General features: G+C 44.3%; 17 protein-coding genes. 12 read left to right on the top strand and 5 right to left on the bottom strand.

What is annotated here, in order from left to right; translation table 11 throughout:
• Positions 1–6: 6 nt before the first annotated feature.
• The 6 genes from DF182_RS27685 to DF182_RS27660 all read left to right on the top strand — a co-directional run bounded on the left by DF182_RS27685 (position 7) and on the right by DF182_RS27660 (position 8,839).
• Positions 7–1,461 (top strand): DUF1501 domain-containing protein, encoded by a 1,455-nt coding sequence (locus tag DF182_RS27685; RefSeq protein ID WP_113618998.1) that lies wholly within the window; start codon positions 7–9, stop codon positions 1,459–1,461.
• 14 nt (positions 1,462–1,475) lie between these two features.
• On the top strand, positions 1,476–2,501 hold the full coding sequence (locus tag DF182_RS27680; RefSeq protein ID WP_113618997.1) for an NHL repeat-containing protein: 1,026 nt from the start codon (positions 1,476–1,478) through the stop codon (positions 2,499–2,501).
• Positions 2,498–4,657 (top strand): DUF2231 domain-containing protein, encoded by a 2,160-nt coding sequence (locus tag DF182_RS27675; protein ID WP_113618996.1) that lies wholly within the window; start codon positions 2,498–2,500, stop codon positions 4,655–4,657. Before DF182_RS27680 ends, DF182_RS27675 begins: the two co-directional genes overlap by 4 nt.
• Before the next feature lie 432 nt (positions 4,658–5,089).
• Positions 5,090–6,457: an MAC/perforin domain-containing protein gene (locus DF182_RS27670; RefSeq protein WP_113618995.1), complete on the top strand. Its 1,368-nt coding sequence runs from the start codon at positions 5,090–5,092 to the stop codon at positions 6,455–6,457.
• 33 nt (positions 6,458–6,490) lie between these two features.
• Complete coding sequence (locus DF182_RS27665) at positions 6,491–7,849, top strand: MAC/perforin domain-containing protein (protein ID WP_113618994.1); 1,359 nt, start codon at positions 6,491–6,493, stop codon at positions 7,847–7,849.
• A gap of 87 nt (positions 7,850–7,936) precedes the next feature.
• The gene (locus DF182_RS27660) at positions 7,937–8,839 is read left to right on the top strand and encodes a hypothetical protein (protein ID WP_113618993.1); all 903 of its coding nucleotides are present in this window, start codon (positions 7,937–7,939) and stop codon (positions 8,837–8,839) included.
• 14 nt (positions 8,840–8,853) lie between these two features.
• On the opposite strand, the gene DF182_RS27655 is transcribed toward DF182_RS27660, so the two are convergent.
• Positions 8,854–9,702, bottom strand: a complete 849-nt coding sequence (locus DF182_RS27655) for a class I SAM-dependent methyltransferase (RefSeq protein ID WP_113618992.1) — start codon at positions 9,700–9,702, stop codon at positions 8,854–8,856.
• An 85-nt stretch (positions 9,703–9,787) separates the two neighbouring features.
• The gene (locus DF182_RS27650) at positions 9,788–10,576 is read right to left on the bottom strand and encodes an AraC family transcriptional regulator (protein ID WP_113618991.1); all 789 of its coding nucleotides are present in this window, start codon (positions 10,574–10,576) and stop codon (positions 9,788–9,790) included.
• Positions 10,577–10,795: 219 nt separating this feature from the next.
• On the opposite strand from DF182_RS27650, the gene DF182_RS27645 reads away from it, so the two are divergent.
• From DF182_RS27645 to DF182_RS27620, 6 genes are all read left to right on the top strand, one after another.
• Positions 10,796–11,131 (top strand): PadR family transcriptional regulator, encoded by a 336-nt coding sequence (locus DF182_RS27645; RefSeq protein ID WP_113618990.1) that lies wholly within the window; start codon positions 10,796–10,798, stop codon positions 11,129–11,131.
• A gap of 56 nt (positions 11,132–11,187) precedes the next feature.
• Positions 11,188–11,730, top strand: a complete 543-nt coding sequence (locus tag DF182_RS27640; protein WP_211327226.1) for an HAAS signaling domain-containing protein — start codon at positions 11,188–11,190, stop codon at positions 11,728–11,730.
• Positions 11,724–13,043, top strand: a complete 1,320-nt coding sequence (locus DF182_RS27635; protein ID WP_113618988.1) for a serine hydrolase domain-containing protein — start codon at positions 11,724–11,726, stop codon at positions 13,041–13,043. Before DF182_RS27640 ends, DF182_RS27635 begins: the two co-directional genes overlap by 7 nt.
• Positions 13,044–13,292: 249 nt before the next feature.
• Positions 13,293–13,718: a VOC family protein gene (locus DF182_RS27630; protein WP_113618987.1), complete on the top strand. Its 426-nt coding sequence runs from the start codon at positions 13,293–13,295 to the stop codon at positions 13,716–13,718.
• A gap of 2 nt (positions 13,719–13,720) precedes the next feature.
• The gene (locus DF182_RS27625; RefSeq protein ID WP_113618986.1) at positions 13,721–14,092 is read left to right on the top strand and encodes a YdeI/OmpD-associated family protein; all 372 of its coding nucleotides are present in this window, start codon (positions 13,721–13,723) and stop codon (positions 14,090–14,092) included.
• A 67-nt stretch (positions 14,093–14,159) separates the two neighbouring features.
• Positions 14,160–15,218 (top strand): WD40 repeat domain-containing protein, encoded by a 1,059-nt coding sequence (locus tag DF182_RS27620; protein ID WP_113618985.1) that lies wholly within the window; start codon positions 14,160–14,162, stop codon positions 15,216–15,218.
• A 74-nt stretch (positions 15,219–15,292) separates the two neighbouring features.
• Here DF182_RS27620 and DF182_RS27615 read toward each other — a convergent pair whose 3' ends face one another.
• From DF182_RS27615 to DF182_RS27605, 3 genes are all read right to left on the bottom strand, one after another.
• On the bottom strand, positions 15,293–16,945 hold the full coding sequence (locus tag DF182_RS27615) for a MutS-related protein (protein ID WP_161964290.1): 1,653 nt from the start codon (positions 16,943–16,945) through the stop codon (positions 15,293–15,295).
• Positions 16,946–17,236: 291 nt separating this feature from the next.
• Positions 17,237–19,555, bottom strand: a complete 2,319-nt coding sequence (locus DF182_RS27610; RefSeq protein WP_113618983.1) for a Gldg family protein — start codon at positions 19,553–19,555, stop codon at positions 17,237–17,239.
• 18 nt (positions 19,556–19,573) lie between these two features.
• Entirely contained in the window at positions 19,574–20,503 is a 930-nt protein-coding gene (locus DF182_RS27605) for an ABC transporter ATP-binding protein (protein WP_211327225.1), read from the bottom strand.
• Between the last annotated feature and the right edge of the window lie 27 nt (positions 20,504–20,530).

Here is a 20,530-nt window from a genome sequence, read left to right as displayed (position 1 = left end):
GACAAGATGAAAAACGAATTCATAGAGCATCACCTGAATATGAACCGCCGGAAGTTCCTGTCACGGCTCAGTTTAGGTATCGGCAGCGTAGCACTTGGTTCTTTGTTGATACCCGATCTGTTCGGGAAGAGCAGTACTAATGAAACGCCCTTCATCCCCGGTATGCCACACTTCGCACCCAAGGCCAAAAGGATCATCTACCTGTTCCAGAACGGCGCACCCTCACAACTGGAGAGCTTCGACTACAAACCCAAACTGCGCGACATGATGGGCCAGGAGCTTCCCCCATCCATACGTATGGGACAAAGGCTCACCGGTATGACCTCCGGGCAGTCGTCGTTCCCGCTGGTAGGTTCCCATTTTGACTTCAAACAATATGGAGAAGCCAGGGCATGGGTGAGTGATCTCTTTCCGCATACTGCACAGATTGTAGATGATATCTGTATCGTGCGGTCGATGTTTACCGAAGCGATCAACCACGATCCGGCGCTCACCTTTTTCCAGACGGGTGCACAGCAGGGAAACCGCGCCAGCTTTGGCTCCTGGATGAGCTATGGCCTCGGCAGCGAAAATAAGAACCTGCCCGCCTTCTGCGTTTTACTGTCACGCGGCAAAGGCAACGGTCAGGGAGTGTATTCCAAACTGTGGTCCAACGGTTTCCTCGACAGTATCCACCAGGGAGTGCAGTTCAGCAGCGGCGATAACCCGGTGCTGTATCTCAACAATCCCGAAGGTATTGATATGGCCAACCGCCGCCAGATGCTCGACCAGCTGGCTGCTTTGAATGACCAGTCGTACAAAGACTTTGGCGATCCGGAAATCAGCACCAAGATCCAGCAATACGAGATGGCCTACCGTATGCAAACAGCTGTGCCCGAACTGACCGATCTCTCAAAGGAATCGGATGACATCATTAAACTTTATGGACCTGAATGCCTTGTTCCTGGCACCTTTGCAGCCAACTGCCTGCTCGCAAGAAAACTCTCTGAAAGTGGTGTGCGTTTTGTGCAGCTCTATCACCAGGGATGGGACCAGCACGGCAACCTGCCCAATGAAATGGCTGGCCAGGCAAAGGATGTAGACCGCGCCTCCGCTGCACTAATCACCGATCTCAAACAACGTGGCCTGCTCGATGAAACACTTGTGATATGGGGCGGTGAATTTGGCAGAACAAACTTTTGCCAGGGTAAAATGACAGCAGACAATTATGGCCGCGATCACCACCCACGCTGCTTCTCCATCTGGATGGCCGGCGGCGGAGTAAAGCCGGGGATCGTTTATGGCGAAACCGACGAGTTTGGGTACAATATCGTGAAAGATCCTGTGCACGTACACGATTTCCACGCCACCGTATTACATCTCATGGGACTTGATCACGAAAAACTCACATTCAAACACCAGGGCCGCCGTTACCGCCTCACCGACGTCGCCGGAAAAGTTATACCAGGGCTCATGGCCTGATAAAAACATTATTCATGAAGAGAAGAAAATTCATACAATCGTCTGCGTTAGTTGCCGCATCTTTTTATATTTCCCGTGATCTCTTTGCACATCCTAAAGGACCAGTGTATGGCCACCAGGATATGCGCTACACGCTCGATACCCGCTGGGGCACACTCGACAGCAGCCGGCATCCCGTAAAGGACTGCCATGAGATGGTACAGGACAAAAAAGGCCGTATTATCCTGCTCACCAATGAAACAAAAAACAATATCCTCGTTTACAATAAATCCGGTAAGCTGTTGGAGTACTGGGGGCATGAGTTTCCCGGAGCACATGGTCTTACGCTCGCCAATGAAAACGGTACCGAATACCTGTTTATCACTGATACGGAAAAACACCAGGTCTATAAAACTACCATGGATGGCAAGATAATAATGACAATCGACTATCCGGCAGAAACAGGACACTACACCAAGAAAGAGGAATTTGTGCCTACCGAAACCACCATCGCGGATAATGGCGATATCTATATTGCAGATGGTTATGGCGCGCAGTATATTATACATTATGACCGCAATGGCAAGCTCCTGAATACTTTTGGCGGCCGTGGCCAGGGCGATGCACATCTGGACAATGCTCACGGTATCTGTATCGACCGCCGCCAGGGCGCTCCTTCCCTGCTGGTGACAGACCGCACCCGCAATTGTTTCAAGCGTTTCAGCATGAGTGGTCAACTACAGGAAGTGATATCCCTGCCCGGTGCCTGTGTATGTCGTCCGGTGATTAAGGGTGATCATCTGTATGCGGCCGTATTGCGCTCACCCGACATGAATGTCAGCGGCAGCGGCTTTGTTACCATTCTCGACAAAAACAACAAGGTAGTATCCAATATTGGCGGTACCGCACCAGTGTATAACGGCAGTGAATTGCAACCGATGCAGCAGGCAGAGAAACTCTTCGTTCACCCGCATGATGTATGTGTAGATAACGATGAAAATATTTATGTAGCGCAATGGGCCGCTGGCAAAGTGTATCCATATAAACTCAGGAGGGTATGATGAAGTGGAATCGTATCCGCTGGCAGGAGGCCGGCAGCCAGCTCTTATTCGCCACTAATATTTTCGTGCTGGTCTTATTCGTGGCTGGTAGCAGGATCCTGGTGCCGGCATGGTTGCAGGTACTGGGGCGTATGCATCCTCTGGTGCTGCATTTCCCGATCGTATTGCTCATACTGGGCGGACTGCTGCTGTTTATACAGCTGCGCGAGCCGGAGGCCAACCGCTGGAAAATCCGGTTTACTTCCTGGCTCATACTCGGGGCAGCAATCAGTACAGCCGTCACCGTTATCATGGGACTACTGCTCGCGCGGGAAGAAGGTTATACTGACAATGGCAATATACAGTGGCATAAATGGGGCGGGATAGCTGTGTTATGGGGCGCTTCCGCCTTATACTGGCTGCGCGACTACCGCAAGCCCTGGTTACCGAAAACAAGTGCACTCGCAACTGTAGTCTTGTTACTCGTGACCGGCCATTTCGGTGCCAACGTCACACATGGTAATAATTTCGTACTGGCACCTGTTACACCGCGTAATACAGCTGTGCCATTGGAGAAAGCTCTTGTGTATGAACATCTCGTGAAGCCCATTCTGGAAGAAAAATGTATGAACTGCCACAATGCAGGGAAAGCGAAAGGTGGCCTGTCGATGGAGTTACCACAACAATTACTCGCCGGCGGTAAAACCGGTAAGTTGTTCATCCCCGGTAATCCCGCCATCAGTTTGATGATGGAGAGATTGCATCTTCCGGCGGAAGATAAAAAACATATGCCTCCCACCGGCAAGCCACAGCTCAGCGAAGAAGAAGTGGCCCTGCTTTATTACTGGATCAAAGGAGGTGCCGACTTCAAAACACCGGTGGCATCACTACCAGCGCATGATAGCCTGCGGTTACTCGCCGCTGCACGCCTGCAACCCGCAGTATCCAAAGAGCCGGTATATAATTTCTCTCCCGCAGATGATAAACTGGTACAGCAGCTGAATAACAACTATCGCGTCGTGTACCCGATAGCGTTACATGCCGCGCCCCTGGTGGCGAACTGGTATAATAAAGACAAGTTCAACATCAAATCTGTCAGTGAACTGTTGCCTGTAAAGGAACAGCTGATAGAAATGCATTTGCAGAAGATGCCGGTACAAGATGCTGATCTTGACGTATTGGCGCAGTTTAAACAGTTGCGGGTACTCAATCTGAGTTTCACCAATATCACCGGGCAAACACTAACCGCACTCGCTAAATTGCCACACCTGCGGAGCCTCTCTTTGTCTGGCACACCGGTTACACTACAACAGCTCATGAGCCTGAAATCTGCACCTGCCTTACAAGAACTGTATGTATGGAATACCGGCCTATCCCCCGCCGATATCCTGCAGGTGCAAAAAAATCTCCAACAGGTCACCGTGGTGAAAGGCTTCACTAATGACAAGGGAGAGCAACTGAAATTGAATCAGCCGACTATACTCAATACCCTGGCTGTTTTCAGGAACAGTATGCAACTGATACTGCAACATCCCGTAAAAGGAGTAGAGATACATTACACCACCGATGGCAGCGCTCCCGACAGCCTGCACTCGCCTGTATTCAAAGACAGTCTCCTGATTACCGCCAATACCACAGTGCGTGCTATCGCCTGTAAACAAGGCTGGTATGCCAGCGATCCTGTACAGTTCTCCTTCCACAAAACGGCTTATGCACCCGACAGCATCTCACTGTTAAACCAGCCTGAAGGCGCGTATATTGCCAACGGTGGCAGTACGCTAACAGACGGACAAAAGGGCGGCATGGACTATAACAATGGTAAATGGCTCGGCTATACGAAAAACGAACTGCAAGCTATTGTGCGGTTCCCTCAACCAGTACCACTTAAATCTGTAACAATAGGCGCGCTGCGTAACGTCGGTTCATACATCTTCCTGCCGCAGCAGATTCAGATATGGGGCGGCGCCGATCCGCAGCATCTCAAATTGTTGAAAAAGATCACTCCTCCCGCAGGCAAAAAAGATGATCCGGTTACAGCCATGGATATTGACTGTTCATTTCCCCTCACACAGGTATCCTGTATGAAGATAATGATGACACCAGCCATACTTCCATCCTGGCATCCCGGCAAAGGAAAACATGCCTGGGTATTTGTGGATGAACTATTGTTTAATTAGAAAAGTAACACTCAGTAGAACCAAATGTCTTATATCGGCGGATATAATTTTCTTATAGCCGCTAACTTAACTGAACAAGGAAAGATGAGCACTCATCTTTCCTTGTTCGGTTTTAAGGAAAACTACCATGCACTTACACTATTTCACCAGAAGAATATCTACTTAACAATTTGTTAATCCATCCTAACGATAATTAATTTCATTTATACATATCTTGAATTATAATAGCAGTCTGCTATACTGTACTGTAAATTGATAACCCGTTACCCATAACCTATAAAATCAAACGCCTATAAGCATTCAAAATACCTATAACACCCTATCTATTAGTTAAAAGGTTTTCCACCAGATAAAATAATCTGTCAAACATAGTTTGGCCCGACTACCAATCGGGCAGGCACTCCTATATACCGTCAAGAACAAAAAATCCATATGAAATCAGTTACCCGAACATCTCAAACGCTACTACTGTTAGCAGGACTAACTACATTCAGCTTCTACAGCTGTAAAAAGAACGACCTATCGCAAACATCTCCACAATCCAGTACCATGCCCAGGTCTGCCGGAGATGGGAAAAATGACCTATTGGGCTATGGCTATGATGTTACCGGCGAATACGCCAACTCCAGCGCATCCCGATTCAAGGTGATCAATGTTGAGCAATTACAGCTGGACCAGCCCACCCGTATAGAATGGGACCAGTCTAAAAGACAGGTGGGCAACCTGGTGGCCGGAGAAAATGCCAAATCATTTCTCGAAAAAAAATCGCTGAAAGTTAAAGGATCCGCTGGTATAGGGGTTTTTAAGGCCACCATTACCACTTCCTTCAGTAGCAGCGATGCATTTTCATCGACGTATGTGTACAGCGGCTTTGACCTGATCATTCAGCAGAAAAGAGTAAAAATGAATGCCAGCATTGCTTTGCTGAAGCAATACCTGACCCCGAACTTCGTGGCCGATATTCAGAATGAAACGCCACAGTATATCGTAAAGACCTACGGAACACACGTTCTGGGAGACATCACACTGGGGGCTAAACTACAGGTATTATACCGGTCACAGACCAGCAGCTCCGATAAAATGAAAGCTTCAGAAGCCGGTATAGACGTAAGCGTTGGAAAGGTATTCAGTATCAATACCGGTTTCAGTCACACCGAACAGGAAACACAGTCGAATTCCTCTCAGTCGCTGCACTATCAGACCATCGGCGGAGATCCTTCGAAAAAACTGATCGGCCAGATCCCTATCGGCCAAACAGTCCCCAAGGTGAGCATTACAGACTGGCAGGCTTCTTCCACTGTTGCTAACGCTGAAATGATCGATTTTAATACTGAATCATTGGTCCCGCTCTATGACCTGGTCAGCGATCCTGTCAAACAGGCTGCCTTAAAAGCATATATCGATCAATATCTGAAAGACCGTCAGGTGGTTTTAGTGGAATTGCCGAACAAAATATATGCAAAGATTTCTTATGAAAACCCTGGTATGTCTACGAGCGACGACTATTCCTGGACTTCTTATTTTTACGATTATTACATTCGTTTTTACAAAGCAGATAAAGTTACTCCGGTGACAGTCAACAACCTGACCGTTAACTACAGGATCAATACTTCCAGTTCGGATGATCCCCGATTAAACCAAACCGGCGCCACAAAAACCTATCAGGTCACCAATTCCAACTATATCAGTTTAGGCAGGGATGTATACCAAAACACAGATCGCTACGATAGTTATTCCATCACTACATTTAAAAAACTGGAAGTGCTGCCAGGAAATGGTTACGAACCTATGCCCGAATAACACAATGTTTGATAACGACAAATTTTTAAAAAAATGATACCACAATATTTTAAAAAAAATATGCCCTGGTTGCTGGTTATGGCATGTCTCGCATTTTTTGTAACGCCCGGTTGTAAGAAAGAAGAAAAACCTAAAAGCAACCCTTATGAAAGAACCAGGCCCCGCAGCGCCGGAGATGGTAAAAATGATCTGTTGGGCTACGGATACGATGTCACCGGAGAATATGCGCATTCCAGTGCCTCCAAGTTCAGCGTACTGAATATAACAGCTTTTCAAAAAGATAATCCTACCCGCATGGAATGGGACCTCTCCAAAAAGCAGATTGGAAAACTGGTATCCGGTGAGAATGCAGTTTCTTATCTTGACAAACTCAAAGTCAATCTGGACGGCACTTTTGGCTTTGGCATTTTTAAGGGAAGTATCAAAGCAGCATATTCAGACAGCAACGCCTTTTCTTCCAAGTATGTTTACAGTAGTTTTGATCTGCTGATCCAGCAGAAGAGAGGTAAGATCAGCGGAGGTCTTACGCTGCTGAAACAGTATCTCCAACCCAGTTTTGTATGGGACATCGAAAATGAAAGTCCGGAATGGATTGTCAGCGCTTACGGCACCCACGTGCTGACTGACATTACATTGGGCGCCAAACTGAGTGTGATGTACCGGTCTGAAACCACCAACAGCGCCAGAGAGAGAGCTTCCGAGATAGGCGTTGACGTTAGTGTAAATAAAGTGTTCAGTGTAAGCGTTGGCTTAAACTATACCTATACCAAAAAGGAAACAGAAGCCAACTTCTCCCAGGCACTGCACTATGAAACAATCGGAGGTGATCCGTCTAAAAGCGTGATAGGCGATATCCCTGCAGGCAGCACCGCACCAGCCGTGGATATCTCAGCCTGGCAAGCATCTTCCTCTGTCAACAATTCAGAGTTGATTGACTTCAACAAAGAAGGAATGATCCCTATTTACGAGTTTATCGACAACCCTGTAAAGAAACAGGCTGTTATCGATTATCTCAGAAACTATCTGCAAAACAATGCAGCCTTCCTGCTACGGACCTATGTAAAGATTACGGCGGAGAATCCCGTTTTCAAAAAGGACCAATGGGGAGAAGGAACATTCTATGACTACTACGTTAACTTTTACAAGGAAGATAAAGTTACTCCTGCTACCGTGAGGGATATTACCGTTCCATATGTTCGTGCTTCAAAAGATATGAAGACCGGTATAATATCCTATTCTTCTAATCCGCCGAGCACCATCAGGATCGTAGATGCAAACAGAATGTATATAGGAAGGGATTATGGCTCCTATAAGGCTTACGTCAACGGCCAACCGGAAACAACCAGCTGGTATGAAGCACGTCCGGGCCAGGGATATGAAATATTACCATAGATTCATTTTACTATTCATCCATGTTTCAGGACATGCCAACATAGTTGAGCATGTCCTGAAATTTTTCAACATCATAAAAAATAACGGATGTTTCCTTTCTATCTATCCTGCAACATAAAAAGATTAACACGGCTTTTTATCCTGATTTTGTTTGCTTTGGAAAGCAAAGGTCAGGAGCATCGCTTTAGCATCTCCACTGGTGGTGTTGCAAACATAAACAGCTTCAATTGGTCCATTGCGGGAAACATACAGGGCATGGCACCCAATATTTTATCTGAACTGAAATTTAACCAGGTCACCGCATTGGGTGTTTACGCAGAAGGTGTTTTCCGGCCTTTCAAAAGAATAGAAATACAGGGCCATTATCAGAAAAATGGTACCATAAGTGGCACAGTGCATGACGCGGATTACAATGGCGACAACAGAAGTAAAATCACCTATGATGAATATTTCCAAAGCAATCAGGGACACCTCGAAGCCTTTTCAGCCCGTGTTGTTTTAAATGGACTTATCAGGAAGAACTACACCCTGAACATAGGTATTGGCTATAACAATACGCAGCAGAATTATTTTCTGTTAAGTCCGGATAATGAAAAACTCAGGACTACATATCTGGCAAAGTGGAGAGGTCCTACCCTCTCAGCAGGCGGGAAATACCATATCACCCAATCCTTGTACCTGGAGGGTGTTTTTACATTTGGACTGCTGCAATACAATGCTGTAGCCAACTGGAACCTTGCACGTGAATTTCAGCATCCGGTTAGCTTTAAACAGGAAGCCAATGGCAATAGCCTGGATGTTAAACTCGGAATAATATACCAGCTCAATACCCATTTGGGCGTAATGGCCAATGGTGTCCTTGGCAGATCAACCACCAAAGCAGGCACCGATATTGCCTATCTATCCAACAATGCCCAGGTAGTAACACAGTTCAACGGAGCCCATAGCAGATATGCCCGGATAAGTATGGGTATAATATTCGGATTTTAGGTATTAAACGGCACTTAGGTAGTTGCTACCAGAAACACCTCTCCGCTTGCAGGCAAGAGATTATCGGTTCTGTCCTTAAAATACATATCTGTCATATCCTTTGTAGAAATGGTTTGAATTTCTTTCAAACCTGCATCCTTCGCAAGTTCTACTATTTCTTCGACTGAAAAAAAACTTACAAACGGAGTTCCGGAAGCGGCAGCTCCCTTAATTGCCATTTCCAACAGAGGCCGGTCTTCTTCCTCCAGTAATTCCAACGGCAGATAAAACGCAATTGCGATGGTAGAACGGGATGCAAGCAAAGTCATTTTTTTCAGGGTGTCTGTAATTGCTTCCCGGGTAAGGTAGAGCGTAACACCCGTACAGGATACAAAGGCCTGTTGGTGAATATCAAATCCTTTGTTCAATAACTCGTCCCACCAGGATGAAACTTCAAAATCGACAGGTACAAAATGGAGATTTCCGGGAATTTTGTATCCATTTTCAATGAGCTTCTCTTCTTTCCATGCCAGCGTATCGGGCTGGTCGATTTCATAAATATCAACCTGCGAACTGATGTCTGTATTCCTTTGGGCAAAAGTATCAAGTCCTGAACCCAGCAAAACATACTGTTTAACTCCTTTTTCAATTTGTTCTTTGGCGACATCTTCAATGAAGCGCGAACGCGCTACAATAGAAGCCCGAAGCCGTTTGGTATATTTCATGTCCGGACGCTCCTGCCAATCGTCAGGCGGAACTATCAGTTTCAATCCAATTTCATCTTCAAGTATAGAAGGCTTTGCATCTATCTGAACATGTAAAGCTCTCCATAATGCTGTTCTGACTGCCGTATTATCAGGCTGTATTATTTTATTTGTTCCCATTTTCTCACTTTATATTGATTTCAGTTAACCCGTCAAAATTAAGTAGCATTCTTTTTATACAATTGGATAAAACCGACAGCTGCTATCATCTCCATTCCGGAAAATCAGGGAATCGCTCATTTGCATCTAGCAGAAAAGATGTAGGCGTGGTGCCTGCAAAAAATTTAAATTCTCTTATAAAATGAGATTGGTCAAAATAGTTTTCCCGGTAAGCAATTTCTGTCAGAGATGCAACGCTGGCTTTGCGCAGCATTTTTAGAGATGCCTGAAAACGGCATATTCTTGAATATAATTTAGGAGAAATTCCGACGTACTTTTTAAACAAGCGTTCCAATGAACGTTCTGATATTTTTAAATCCGCCTGTACCTGTTTTAGTTCCCTGCCTTTCTGAATCTGCAGGATCGCAACGGTTATTTTATCGCCTTCTTCTTTACAGCCAGCCGTTTGTTGCAGGAAAAACTGTTCCAGTGCCGCGATTTGCTGCGCTAATGATGATGAATTTAAAAGTTGATTATTGATGGTAGTCTTAACAAGATCGTTGATATCAATATGCTGCTGTGTTAATTCTATTGCCTCTATTCCAAACACACTCTTCAATGCTGTGGGCTGAAAACTAACCCCTATATTCCGGAAACACCCTCTTGCACTAAGCTCTGCATATTGCGTAGCTTGTCCGAATAAAAAAGACTGAGGCAATACCTGATTGTCTTTATTGTAAATAGCTGTTGGATTTTCCTGAAAAACAAAGCCTGGTACTCCCTCAGGAATTATCTTAAATTTCTCAATAAGGTCGGTGCTGTCATTTTCCAATACCCAAAAGAAACGAATGTATTTTCGAAGGGATGATATCGGAAGTATTATTTTAGCGTCCATTTTTTTACTTTTTGAGCTATTATGCTTTGCCTGCCGGTAATTTAAGTGATCTTTTGATTACAAAAAAGATAAGTCTCCTCTCACATTCAAGCATCCCGCCGTCTCCGGATCTCCGGAATACATTCATCTAATCACCTGATAAACAAAAGCTAAACAACATCATCTTATCTACATTTAAAATACCTAGTAATGCTATGTATTTTGTTATACATTTGAAATATGAATGAAACCTTTGTGGCAAATTGGAAATCTCAGGTTAAAAAGGGAACGTTAACTTTTATCATCCTGAATATCCTTAAAGACAACGAATACTACGGCTACGAGCTTATTGAACAGATAAAGCAGCATACTGATATGGAAATCGCCGAAGGAACACTTTATCCGTTGATGAACAGGTTAAAAGCCGAAAACCTGGTCGATTCAAAGTGGGTGGAACAGGAAACGGGCATCCCCCGGAAATATTATTGCCTGACCACCATGGGCGCTAAAACCCTGGCCCCTATGAACGAATACTGGAAAAATCTGGAACGCTCCATCCATAAAATAATCAAATGAAAATAGAGAACATAAAATTTAACCTGCCAGCTTCAAATAGAGTATACAATGATTACATGAAGCGTGTTAAGAAAGCTACCCGTTCCCTTTCGACGGAGAACCAGGATGATATCTACATGGAACTTAACAGTCATATTTTTGAAGCTATTCAACATAAAGACAAGTCCAATGAAATAGATTCATTACTGGATATTTTAGAAAAGCTGGGGCCTCCGGAAGAAGTATTAAAACCCCTGGTAGCCGATAAAAAACTGGAACAAGCCACCAAAACCTTCAACCCCATCCATGTTTTTAAAGCTCTATTGTTAAACATCACCAATGGTGTTTCCTATATCATCTTCCTGGTGCTCTATCTTCTGTTATTCGGATTTGTATTCCTGATTATTGCCAAACTGATAAATCCATCCGGAGTTGGATTGTTTTACAGGGATGCTTCCTTCGTAGTGCTGGGAATGGCCAGTAACAAGGATCAGGAGGGATTAAAAGAGGTACTGGGTTTTTGGTTTATTCCTACTATGCTGTTCGCAATTGTTTTGTTTTATATACTCATCACCGCTCTCTTAAAATTGAAAAAAAGCCTCAATCAAAAACTATGTTAAAAAGAGTAATTATTGCCAGCCTGTTGACGTTAACCGCCAACACTTCATTTTCCCAAAATTTTAATCACCAACGTCTGGATAGCCTGTTTAATATTTTGGAAGCAAAAGATAAATATATGGGTAGCATAGCTGTTTCACAAAACGGCAAGACACTATACACAAGAGCTATCGGGTATAGTGATATTGAATCTTCCCTTAAAGCAGACACCAAAACCAAATACAAAATCGGGTCTATCTCTAAAATGTTTACCGCCGCACTTATCCTGAAGGCGGTGGAAGAAAATAAACTATCATTAGATCAAACAATTGATAAATATTATCCTCAAATCCCCAATGCAAATAAAATAACGATTACACAATTGCTCAGGCATAGAAGCGGTATTCATAACTTTACTAACGATAAGGCCTATATGACATATAATACACAGGCCAAGTCAGAGAAAGAAATGATAGAGATCATTGCCGGGCCGAAAAGTGATTTTGAACCGGATACACAATCCGAATACAGCAATTCGAACTATGTAGTACTAAGCTATATCCTGCAGAAGCTCTATGGTAAGCCTTATGCTGATATCCTAAAGACTAAAATCACAACACCGGCAGGTTTAACCAGCACCTATTTCGGAGGCAAAACCGATCTCCGGAAAAACGAGAGTTACTCATACAGATTTAATGATAAATGGACTAAAGAAACAGAAACAGATCCATCCATACCCATGGGAGCAGGAACCATTGTATCAACCCCTGCGAACTTAACGACTTTCATCGAAAAACTTTTTGCCGGCAAAATCGTTTCAGACAGATCATTGGATTCCATGAAAACCTTCAACGGAACATTTGGAATGGGAATGTTTAAGCTTCCCTATTTCGAAAAGTACTGTTATGGACATACCGGTGGAATTGACGGGTTCCAGTCCGTTTTAGTATATTTCCCTGAAGAGAAACTGTCGGTGGCCTTAACTTCAAACGGATTGATATATGCAAACAATGATATCCTGTTATGCGCATTAAGCTGCTATTTCAACAGACCTTTTGAAATACCAACTTTTAAAACAGTGGAGCTAAAACCGGAGGAATTAGATCAATTCTTAGGCAACTACGCCAGTACGCAAATTCCTTTAAAAATTCAGATAAAGAAGATTGGAAATAAACTATTTGGCCAGGCCACAGGACAGTCATCCTTTCCACTGGAAGCGATATCTGCAAACACTTTTCAATTTGAAACAGCCGGAGTAGTCATTGAATTTAATACAGAAAAAAAGCAAATGACTTTAAAGCAGAAAGGACAAGTATTCCTGTTTACAAAAGAATAATCCATCTGTAGTCCTGGTTTCTTCGTACTTCTAATATATAAATCATTCATTTTTAATGCCAAAATAGAGAAGAAGGCCGTCTCATTAATACTGAGATGGCCTCTTCCCTTTTGTTTCGTATAGCCTTGCCTTATGCCGGCCCCGATATATGGATCAGAACATTTTTTAAATTTTTATCAAGCCTACTGACATAGGGTTGTCGAACCCGGGTTCTATTTTTGTTAAAACAATAACCAAAAAACTATCCAAATGGCACAATCATCAGTATTACGCGGCATAGCCACTCTTACATTTTATGCGGCAGACCACGCAGCAGCAAAGAAATGGTATTCGGAATTTTTCGGCGTAGCACCCTATTTTGACATGCCTGGTTATTTTGAATTCCGCCTGGGTGACTACCAGCATGAGTTAGGGGTAATTGACCTCAAATACGCTCCTCCAGCCAGATTAGCTGACACCGGTGGCGCTATTACTTATTGGCATGTGGATGCTATTAAAGTTACTTTCGACCAACTGATAGCACTGGGAGCCATTGAATTTGAACCCATCACCGAACGCGGCCAGGAAGGGAGCGGTTTTGCTACAGCAGCCGTAACAGACCCCTTCGGTAATATTATCGGTATCATGACCAACCCACATTATCTGCAAATACTGCAACAAAAAAACAGTTTATAGCGATGGAAACACTTGATGGAAGACAAGCCGTATACGCCTCCACCAGAGCTGAGTGGCGGAAATGGCTGGAAGAAAACTGCCAGGCAGAAACCGGTGTATGGCTCATCCAGTATCATAAAAAAAGTACAGTTCCCTGCATCTCCCTTATTGAGGCAACTGAAGAAGCGCTGTGCTTCGGCTGGATAGACAGTAAAGCCAAAAAACGTAATGAGGAAAGTTTCTATCTGACATTTACCCCCCGCAAGGCGAAAAGCAAATGGAGCAAACCTAATATAGAACGGGCAGAACGAATGATCGCAAAGGGACTGATGACAGCGCATGGCCAGGAAAAGATTGACCTGGCAAAGCGTACCGGGATGTGGGCGGAGGAATAAAATAAAAGATCCAGGTTGCCGGAAAAGTGATTTGTGTATTACCTTTGCGACGGTATAAACAAAAAACATGAGTCAATTTCCGCATATAAACCTGCCATTAAAGAACAAACTGACATTCACCGCTAACCCGGTAAATGTAGTGCCATTGCCAAATGGAGAGATCCTGATGAACTTTGCGAGTCAGCCACTGATTACAAAGCTCAATTCCAACCTTGAGATTGTTTGGGAAAAAATTATGCAGGGACAGAATACAAACTATGTAAGCAGTAAGCTGTCTGCCTCTTCTGATGGCCGCCTGATTGCTATTGCGGGCATGAGCGATATGCGGATCCTCGATGCAGAAGGGACTACCGTATTACATACTGTGGAACATGGCTCCTGGGGCTGGTTCCTGGGTGCTGCCTGTTACTTCGCCAAGGATAATAAAACAATCTGGTATGTATTGCCAGGTGAAGAAAATGAAACTGACGAGCTGCAGATAATGGATGCTGCTACTTTTGAAGTAATTGCTTCTTATCCACTGCTGGAAAGCCATCAATACGCCTATACATTTCATGCCACGCCAGACAATGGCATTATCCTGCTGGAGGCCTCTGCCGGCCAGGAGGAAACGATACTGATGCAGTTGCAGCTGAACGAGGGTATCATCTCGCTGACAGAACTTACCCAATGTGAGAATGTGATCATGGGCAACTTTGCACCTTCCGGAAAAGAGTTTGCTATGGCTCCTCATTATGATGGGCCGTTGGAAATTTACTCTTTCCCTGAAATTGACAGAATAGCGGAGCAGGACCAGGATTCTATTTTCGATGGCAGTAAAGATTTTCCTGCGTCAGAACCGGATAATATCAACTACAGTGTATTCTTTGTAGATGATAATAACATCCTGGTAGTTTCCCAGTTTGGGAGATTATTATTGCTCGACAGAAAAGATTTACGTTGTAAGGCAGAGGTAATGCCAGAGGGTATTGAATTTACAGCATATGACCTGGATGGTAATCCTACTACCAACCCGGATTATATCTTTGATTACAGCAGTAGTATTATCAATGTAATGATTGTGCATGACAAGCTGTTGCTGACGACCGGTGAAGGTCAGTTGCGCAGTTATGATCTGCCTATATGATATAAATATTTAAGGATGTCTCCTGGTTTCGGGAGACACTTTTTTTCAGAATGCCTTCTGTGAGCCTTATACCATCACAGTTGTATGCGGAGTTTACTACTAATCTCCGTTGCTTCATCGATGATCTCCCGTGGATAACCAGCTATTTCCAGCAGCTTAATAGCATTTCTCGTCGTAAGCTGACCATGTTTCAACTTGTGATCAAAATGAAGCTGATCTCCTATTATAGTTTCTGAAAAATGATACAGCTCATAATCATCGGACAGCATTGCAGATAGCTCTATATCATGCGTGGAAACAAATACGAGATTATTGTACCTGTTCAGATAAGAAAGGATGGCACTGGCTGCAGCAATACGCTCAACGGTATTAGTGCCTTTAAAAACCTCGTCCAGTATAAAGAAGCTTTGTGGAGCAGGTACCACTTCCCGGATCAGGGCATGCATTACTTCTACCTCCTGGAAATAATAGCTCCTGCCATCCTGCAGACTGTCATCAATCCGGATAGAGGAAAAAAGCCGGAAGAAAGGCGCATGGAAAGATGTCGCAAAACAAGTGTGGATCGTTTGCGCCAGCACTATATTAAGTGCAACCGTACGCAGAAAAGTAGTTTTACCAGACATGTTTGACCCTGTAATTAAAACACTTTTACCATTCACATTGATATCATTAGCCGCACAATCTGGTATCAGCGGGTGACAAAGCTTTGTTGCTTCCAGTACACGAGACACAGGCAAGGAAACCGGAACACAGGTTTCTGCAACGCCCGCACGCAGCGAAGCAATGGAAATACAGGCATCCATATTCCCAATAAAACGGAAGATCACCATAATATCCTGCCTCCTTTTCCGGAGTTCATCTGCCAGGGAATAAAAGGCAAAAAACTCTACAAGCAGGAAAGCTTTCACATATTCAAAAAGATAAGCAAACAACCTACTGATATCATCCTGGCTACCACTATATCCAAAATTGATAAAAAGACTTTTACGCCTGAAGGTTTTCATCCGCCGTAAACTTTGTAATGCCTCATCATTGTTAAATGGCAGTTCCCGCGCACACAATTTGCGCGTCAGCTCCATTAAAAGATGAAGTTGTGGGATCGACCGGATAAAACGTGCAGTATTATTCTTATTCCAGTAATGCAGGAAGACATTAAAAAACAACGGCAGCAACAACCATATCAGCAAAAAAGGATATCGCGGCGATAACACCAACAGCAGCACAACACTAGCCAGGGAAGCCACCACAAGGTTATACCAGGCCGGCCGGGATGGAAGATTATCTTCCAGCAGGCTCGAGATATAAGCAGCATCATTGCTTTGTAAAGTTGTCATGAGTAATTGGACTTCTTCCCGTGTGGCAGTATTGCCTGCAAAGAAAGACACCTGCTCCTCCAGCAGTCTCAGTCTGGCGGCATCATTTCCGGGCTTACTCATTAAATCATATAGGAACTGTTGTCCTACAGGTGTGCTGGTGCGATCTATAAAACGGAATACGTCATCAAAATCAATATCAGCCTTAGTCTGACTTGATAACAGATGAAAGTCATCACCAATATTCAATGCCAGATAACTCCCAATCCTATTGAAGTTGAAGTACTCATCCTTCATCATTCCCCATTGCTGGCGTATCATATGAAGCTGCCTGCTTCTCCTGCGTTTGTATTGATTGATAGACAGAAATATCACTCCTGTCAGGGTAAATAGGAATACAAATAAGTATGGCATAATCATGTGAGGTTGATAAAACCCCAACAAATGTACTTTATCCCGTTATAAATGGGATCAAATCCAATGAGCAGGTTTCAGATACCTGGACAATCAGCCATCAGAAAACTATTATTTAAATGATGCATCATGATTGTTTTAATAATTTTTATGACAATGAGATATATAGGAAATTTGCATTGTCAGATTATAAAACAGAATCAAGATATTTAGTCAACAAGGCCACAGATAAGGAATACGCTGGATGGCTAATCGTCCTGTGTTCCTTATCTGTGACAAATAACATTGTGTTTATCTTCTTTTGCGTCTGATCAATATAGCAGCTCCAAGAGCCAGCAACAATCCTGGCAACACCCACAGCAAAAAGATCTTCTGTACTTCAAGGCCGCTGGCTGTTATGTTTATTTTTTTGTCATTACCTTCCGGAAGGATGGTATAGATAGGAAACTCACCATAGCTTAACCAACTGAAAAGCGAGGTGCTAAAATAGAAATTGGCAAATTGCTTATCTCCATGCACAGCAGTCAACTCACTGTTGGAGATGCAGTCTGCATCACCTGTTACAATGATGCGTTGTTCTTTACCGTGCACTTTCCGGCTAAGGCTCAGGGCCAGCGGCACTGATCTTTTGTCATCGCCATTGGCGGCAGAAAAAACGATCTGACCAGAATCAGTCACCAGCTTGTCCTTTTTAATCCAGCTCTGAGTAGCATCGGAGATTAACAGCGGTTTTACAGTAAAGCCACTATTGTTATCCCATGTAAGGCCAGTTGCACCAGGCATGGATACACGCAAACTGTCTTTATAAGCTTTGCCTACTTGTTGCGTAAACGTCGCAGCTGTACTGGTCAGGTAAGGTAGTGCCATGTCGGGCGCCATATCTTTGCCTGGCTGCGCAATGATACCATCCATCAGCTGTACACCCAGGCTTTGCAGCAGGGGATTAAGCACTGCCTGTTTTCCGGGCTCACCGGCTATCAACAGGTTGCCACCGTTATCAATGTATTTTCTAAGTTTTGTCAGGACAGTTTCGCTAAGGGATGCCTTAGGATCAGCCACCACCAGGGCAGTAATATCGGTCGGAATATCGGCTGCTTGCGCATTAACCGTATCTACATCAAACCCCTGGTTTATCAGAGCATGCCTAAAGGTGGGTTCATTGTTCAGCTTCTTGTATTCCCTGTCTCCTGAGTTATGAATGCTACGTTCCAGTTCTCCTGTCAGGAAAGCGATTTTGGGCATCCTAGACTGTTGCAGACGTTTAAAGGCAGCAGCTATCTCCGATTCACCCGGAAAAAATTCCATATCCTTAAAGACACGAAGAAAGGTGGTTTTATTCTTATAGCGCAGTTGCATAACAAAGCGACTGAGCTCCGGCTTCAGGTCTATCATTTTCCGGATCTCTGCTGGTGTTCTAAAAATATTTATATCCAGCTTCTGTGCCTTTGCTTTCTGCTCTGCTATTTCCTTAAGGCTTTTACCCTTGTAGTATTTGAGGTCGTCCTGGCTGTCATCATATGTGCTGTCATAATAGTTTACAAACTGGAAGTTGATGTCCGGTTTGAACCTTAAATAGGTTCCCCATCTCCCGATAAATCCGTTCCGGGCTTGAGGCAGGCCCATATAATAATTCCGGTTTAACAGATTGTTATAAGCAATTATCTCAAGAGGACCATCGTCAAACGCTTTAGTAATGTTCTGCAATTTAGGCGTAAGTGTATTGGATTTCAGAGCAGTGGCATCATAGTAACCGGTAAAACGGGGGCGTGAGCTGAAATATCCTAATAACAGCACCAGCATGAACACGACAACATACCGCGCACCTTTTACGATCATTGGCTTAGACTCCATTCCACCTTTCAGTTTGAGATAACTAAAAGCCAGGAACATGGCCGTAACCAGTACGAAGTAAAGTACGTCGCCTGTGGAGATTAACCCTCCCAATAACTTGTGTGCACGTCCTGACAACGAAAGGAAATAGGTAAGATCTCTTACAAAATCAATATTCTGCCAAAGAGAACCAACATAACTCAGGGCTGCAATCGCTACAAATGTACTGATGGCCGCTACTACCTGGTAAGTGGAGAGGCATGACATGAAAAGACCGATGGCTGCATAAGTACACAGCAACAGATAAAAGCCCAGGGTAGCGGAAAGCAGCATACCCACATCTACCGACTGGATATTGAAGACGCCTGCCACCATAAAAATGGCGGCAATTCCGACCATCATCAGGCTATATACCATGGTGGCCGCATACTTCCCAAGTACGATCTGCCATACCTTTACTGGTGAAGAATAAAGCAACCGCATGGTACCACTGCTGGTTTCCCGGCTGACAAGCCCCATTGTCAGCAATGGTATATAGAGATACAGCTTATCCATCACTGAATTAAAAAAGCCATCCTGACTGAGAAATATTCTTTGGGTGAGGTTCGCTATGAACGTTGCAGATATGCCACCAGCTTCCTGGTAATTGAGGTAACGCTCCAGCAGGCCCATGTAGGTCAGGGCACACTGTACGAGGAACGCAATCATCAGGAACCAGACTATCGGCGAATAGAAAAGTGTACGTAGTTCCGTCTTTGCAATTTTGATAATCGTTTTCATTTATGAATGATCAGAGAATTAAGATTGAGAGGATTTAATAGACAGTTGTTTGAAGATGGTATCCAGCGCGGTCTTATCGAAGTTGATCTCACGCAGGCGCCAGCCATTATGCACTGCAGCAGCAGTCAGCCTTTCAGCTATTTCCTGGTCGCAGTCGAAATGTACCCGCAGCAGCTTTTCTGTGAGGAACTCCACCCTGGTCACACCGGCTACTTGATGCAGTGCAGCCTCAGCCGGTGCGTTTTCCAGGTGTATGACTACACTGCGGGGTTCTACGTAATTATTAAAGGCGTCCATCGTATCAGCAAAAACAATCTTGCCACCCTCAATCATCCTGATGTCTTTACAGAGCAGTTGTACCTCTGTGAGGATATGTGATGAAAAGATTACGAGACAATCCTTCGCTATCTCTTTGATCAGTGCTCTCACCTCTATGATCTGGTTAGGGTCCAGACCATTGGTAGGTTCGTCCAGCACTACCAGGCGGGGACGGTGAATAATAGCCTGAGCGATGCCCACACGCTGCCGGTAGCCACCGGAGAGGTTACGCAACAACCGCTTGCTGAAATGGGTAATACTGCAACGTTCCTTTACTTCCGCTAATGCTTTCTGCACCTTATCTTTCGGCACCTGCCGCAGGTTGGCACAATAGGTCAGATACTCGTCTACCGTCAGCTCCAGGTGAAGGGGCGCCTGCTGTGGCAGGAAGCCCACTTCTCTTTTGGCCAGTTGCGGCTGTTCTCTCATGTTGAATCCATTAATATACACCTGTCCTTCGGTTTGGTTAAGCGTTCCACAAAGGATATTCATTGTGGTAGACTTTCCCGCGCCATTAGAACCCAATAGTCCCACTATGCCTGTCTGGCTGAACTCCATGTTGATATCACGGATCGCCCAGGCAGCGGAATATTTGTGAGAGAGATGCTCAATTTTTACGATGCTGTTCATTATGTTTATTGCTATGATTGCTATGAT

Source organism: Chitinophaga flava (assembly GCF_003308995.1).
Lineage (GTDB): Bacteria > Bacteroidota > Bacteroidia > Chitinophagales > Chitinophagaceae > Chitinophaga > Chitinophaga flava.
This window is presented reverse-complemented; position numbering and strand designations above follow the sequence as displayed.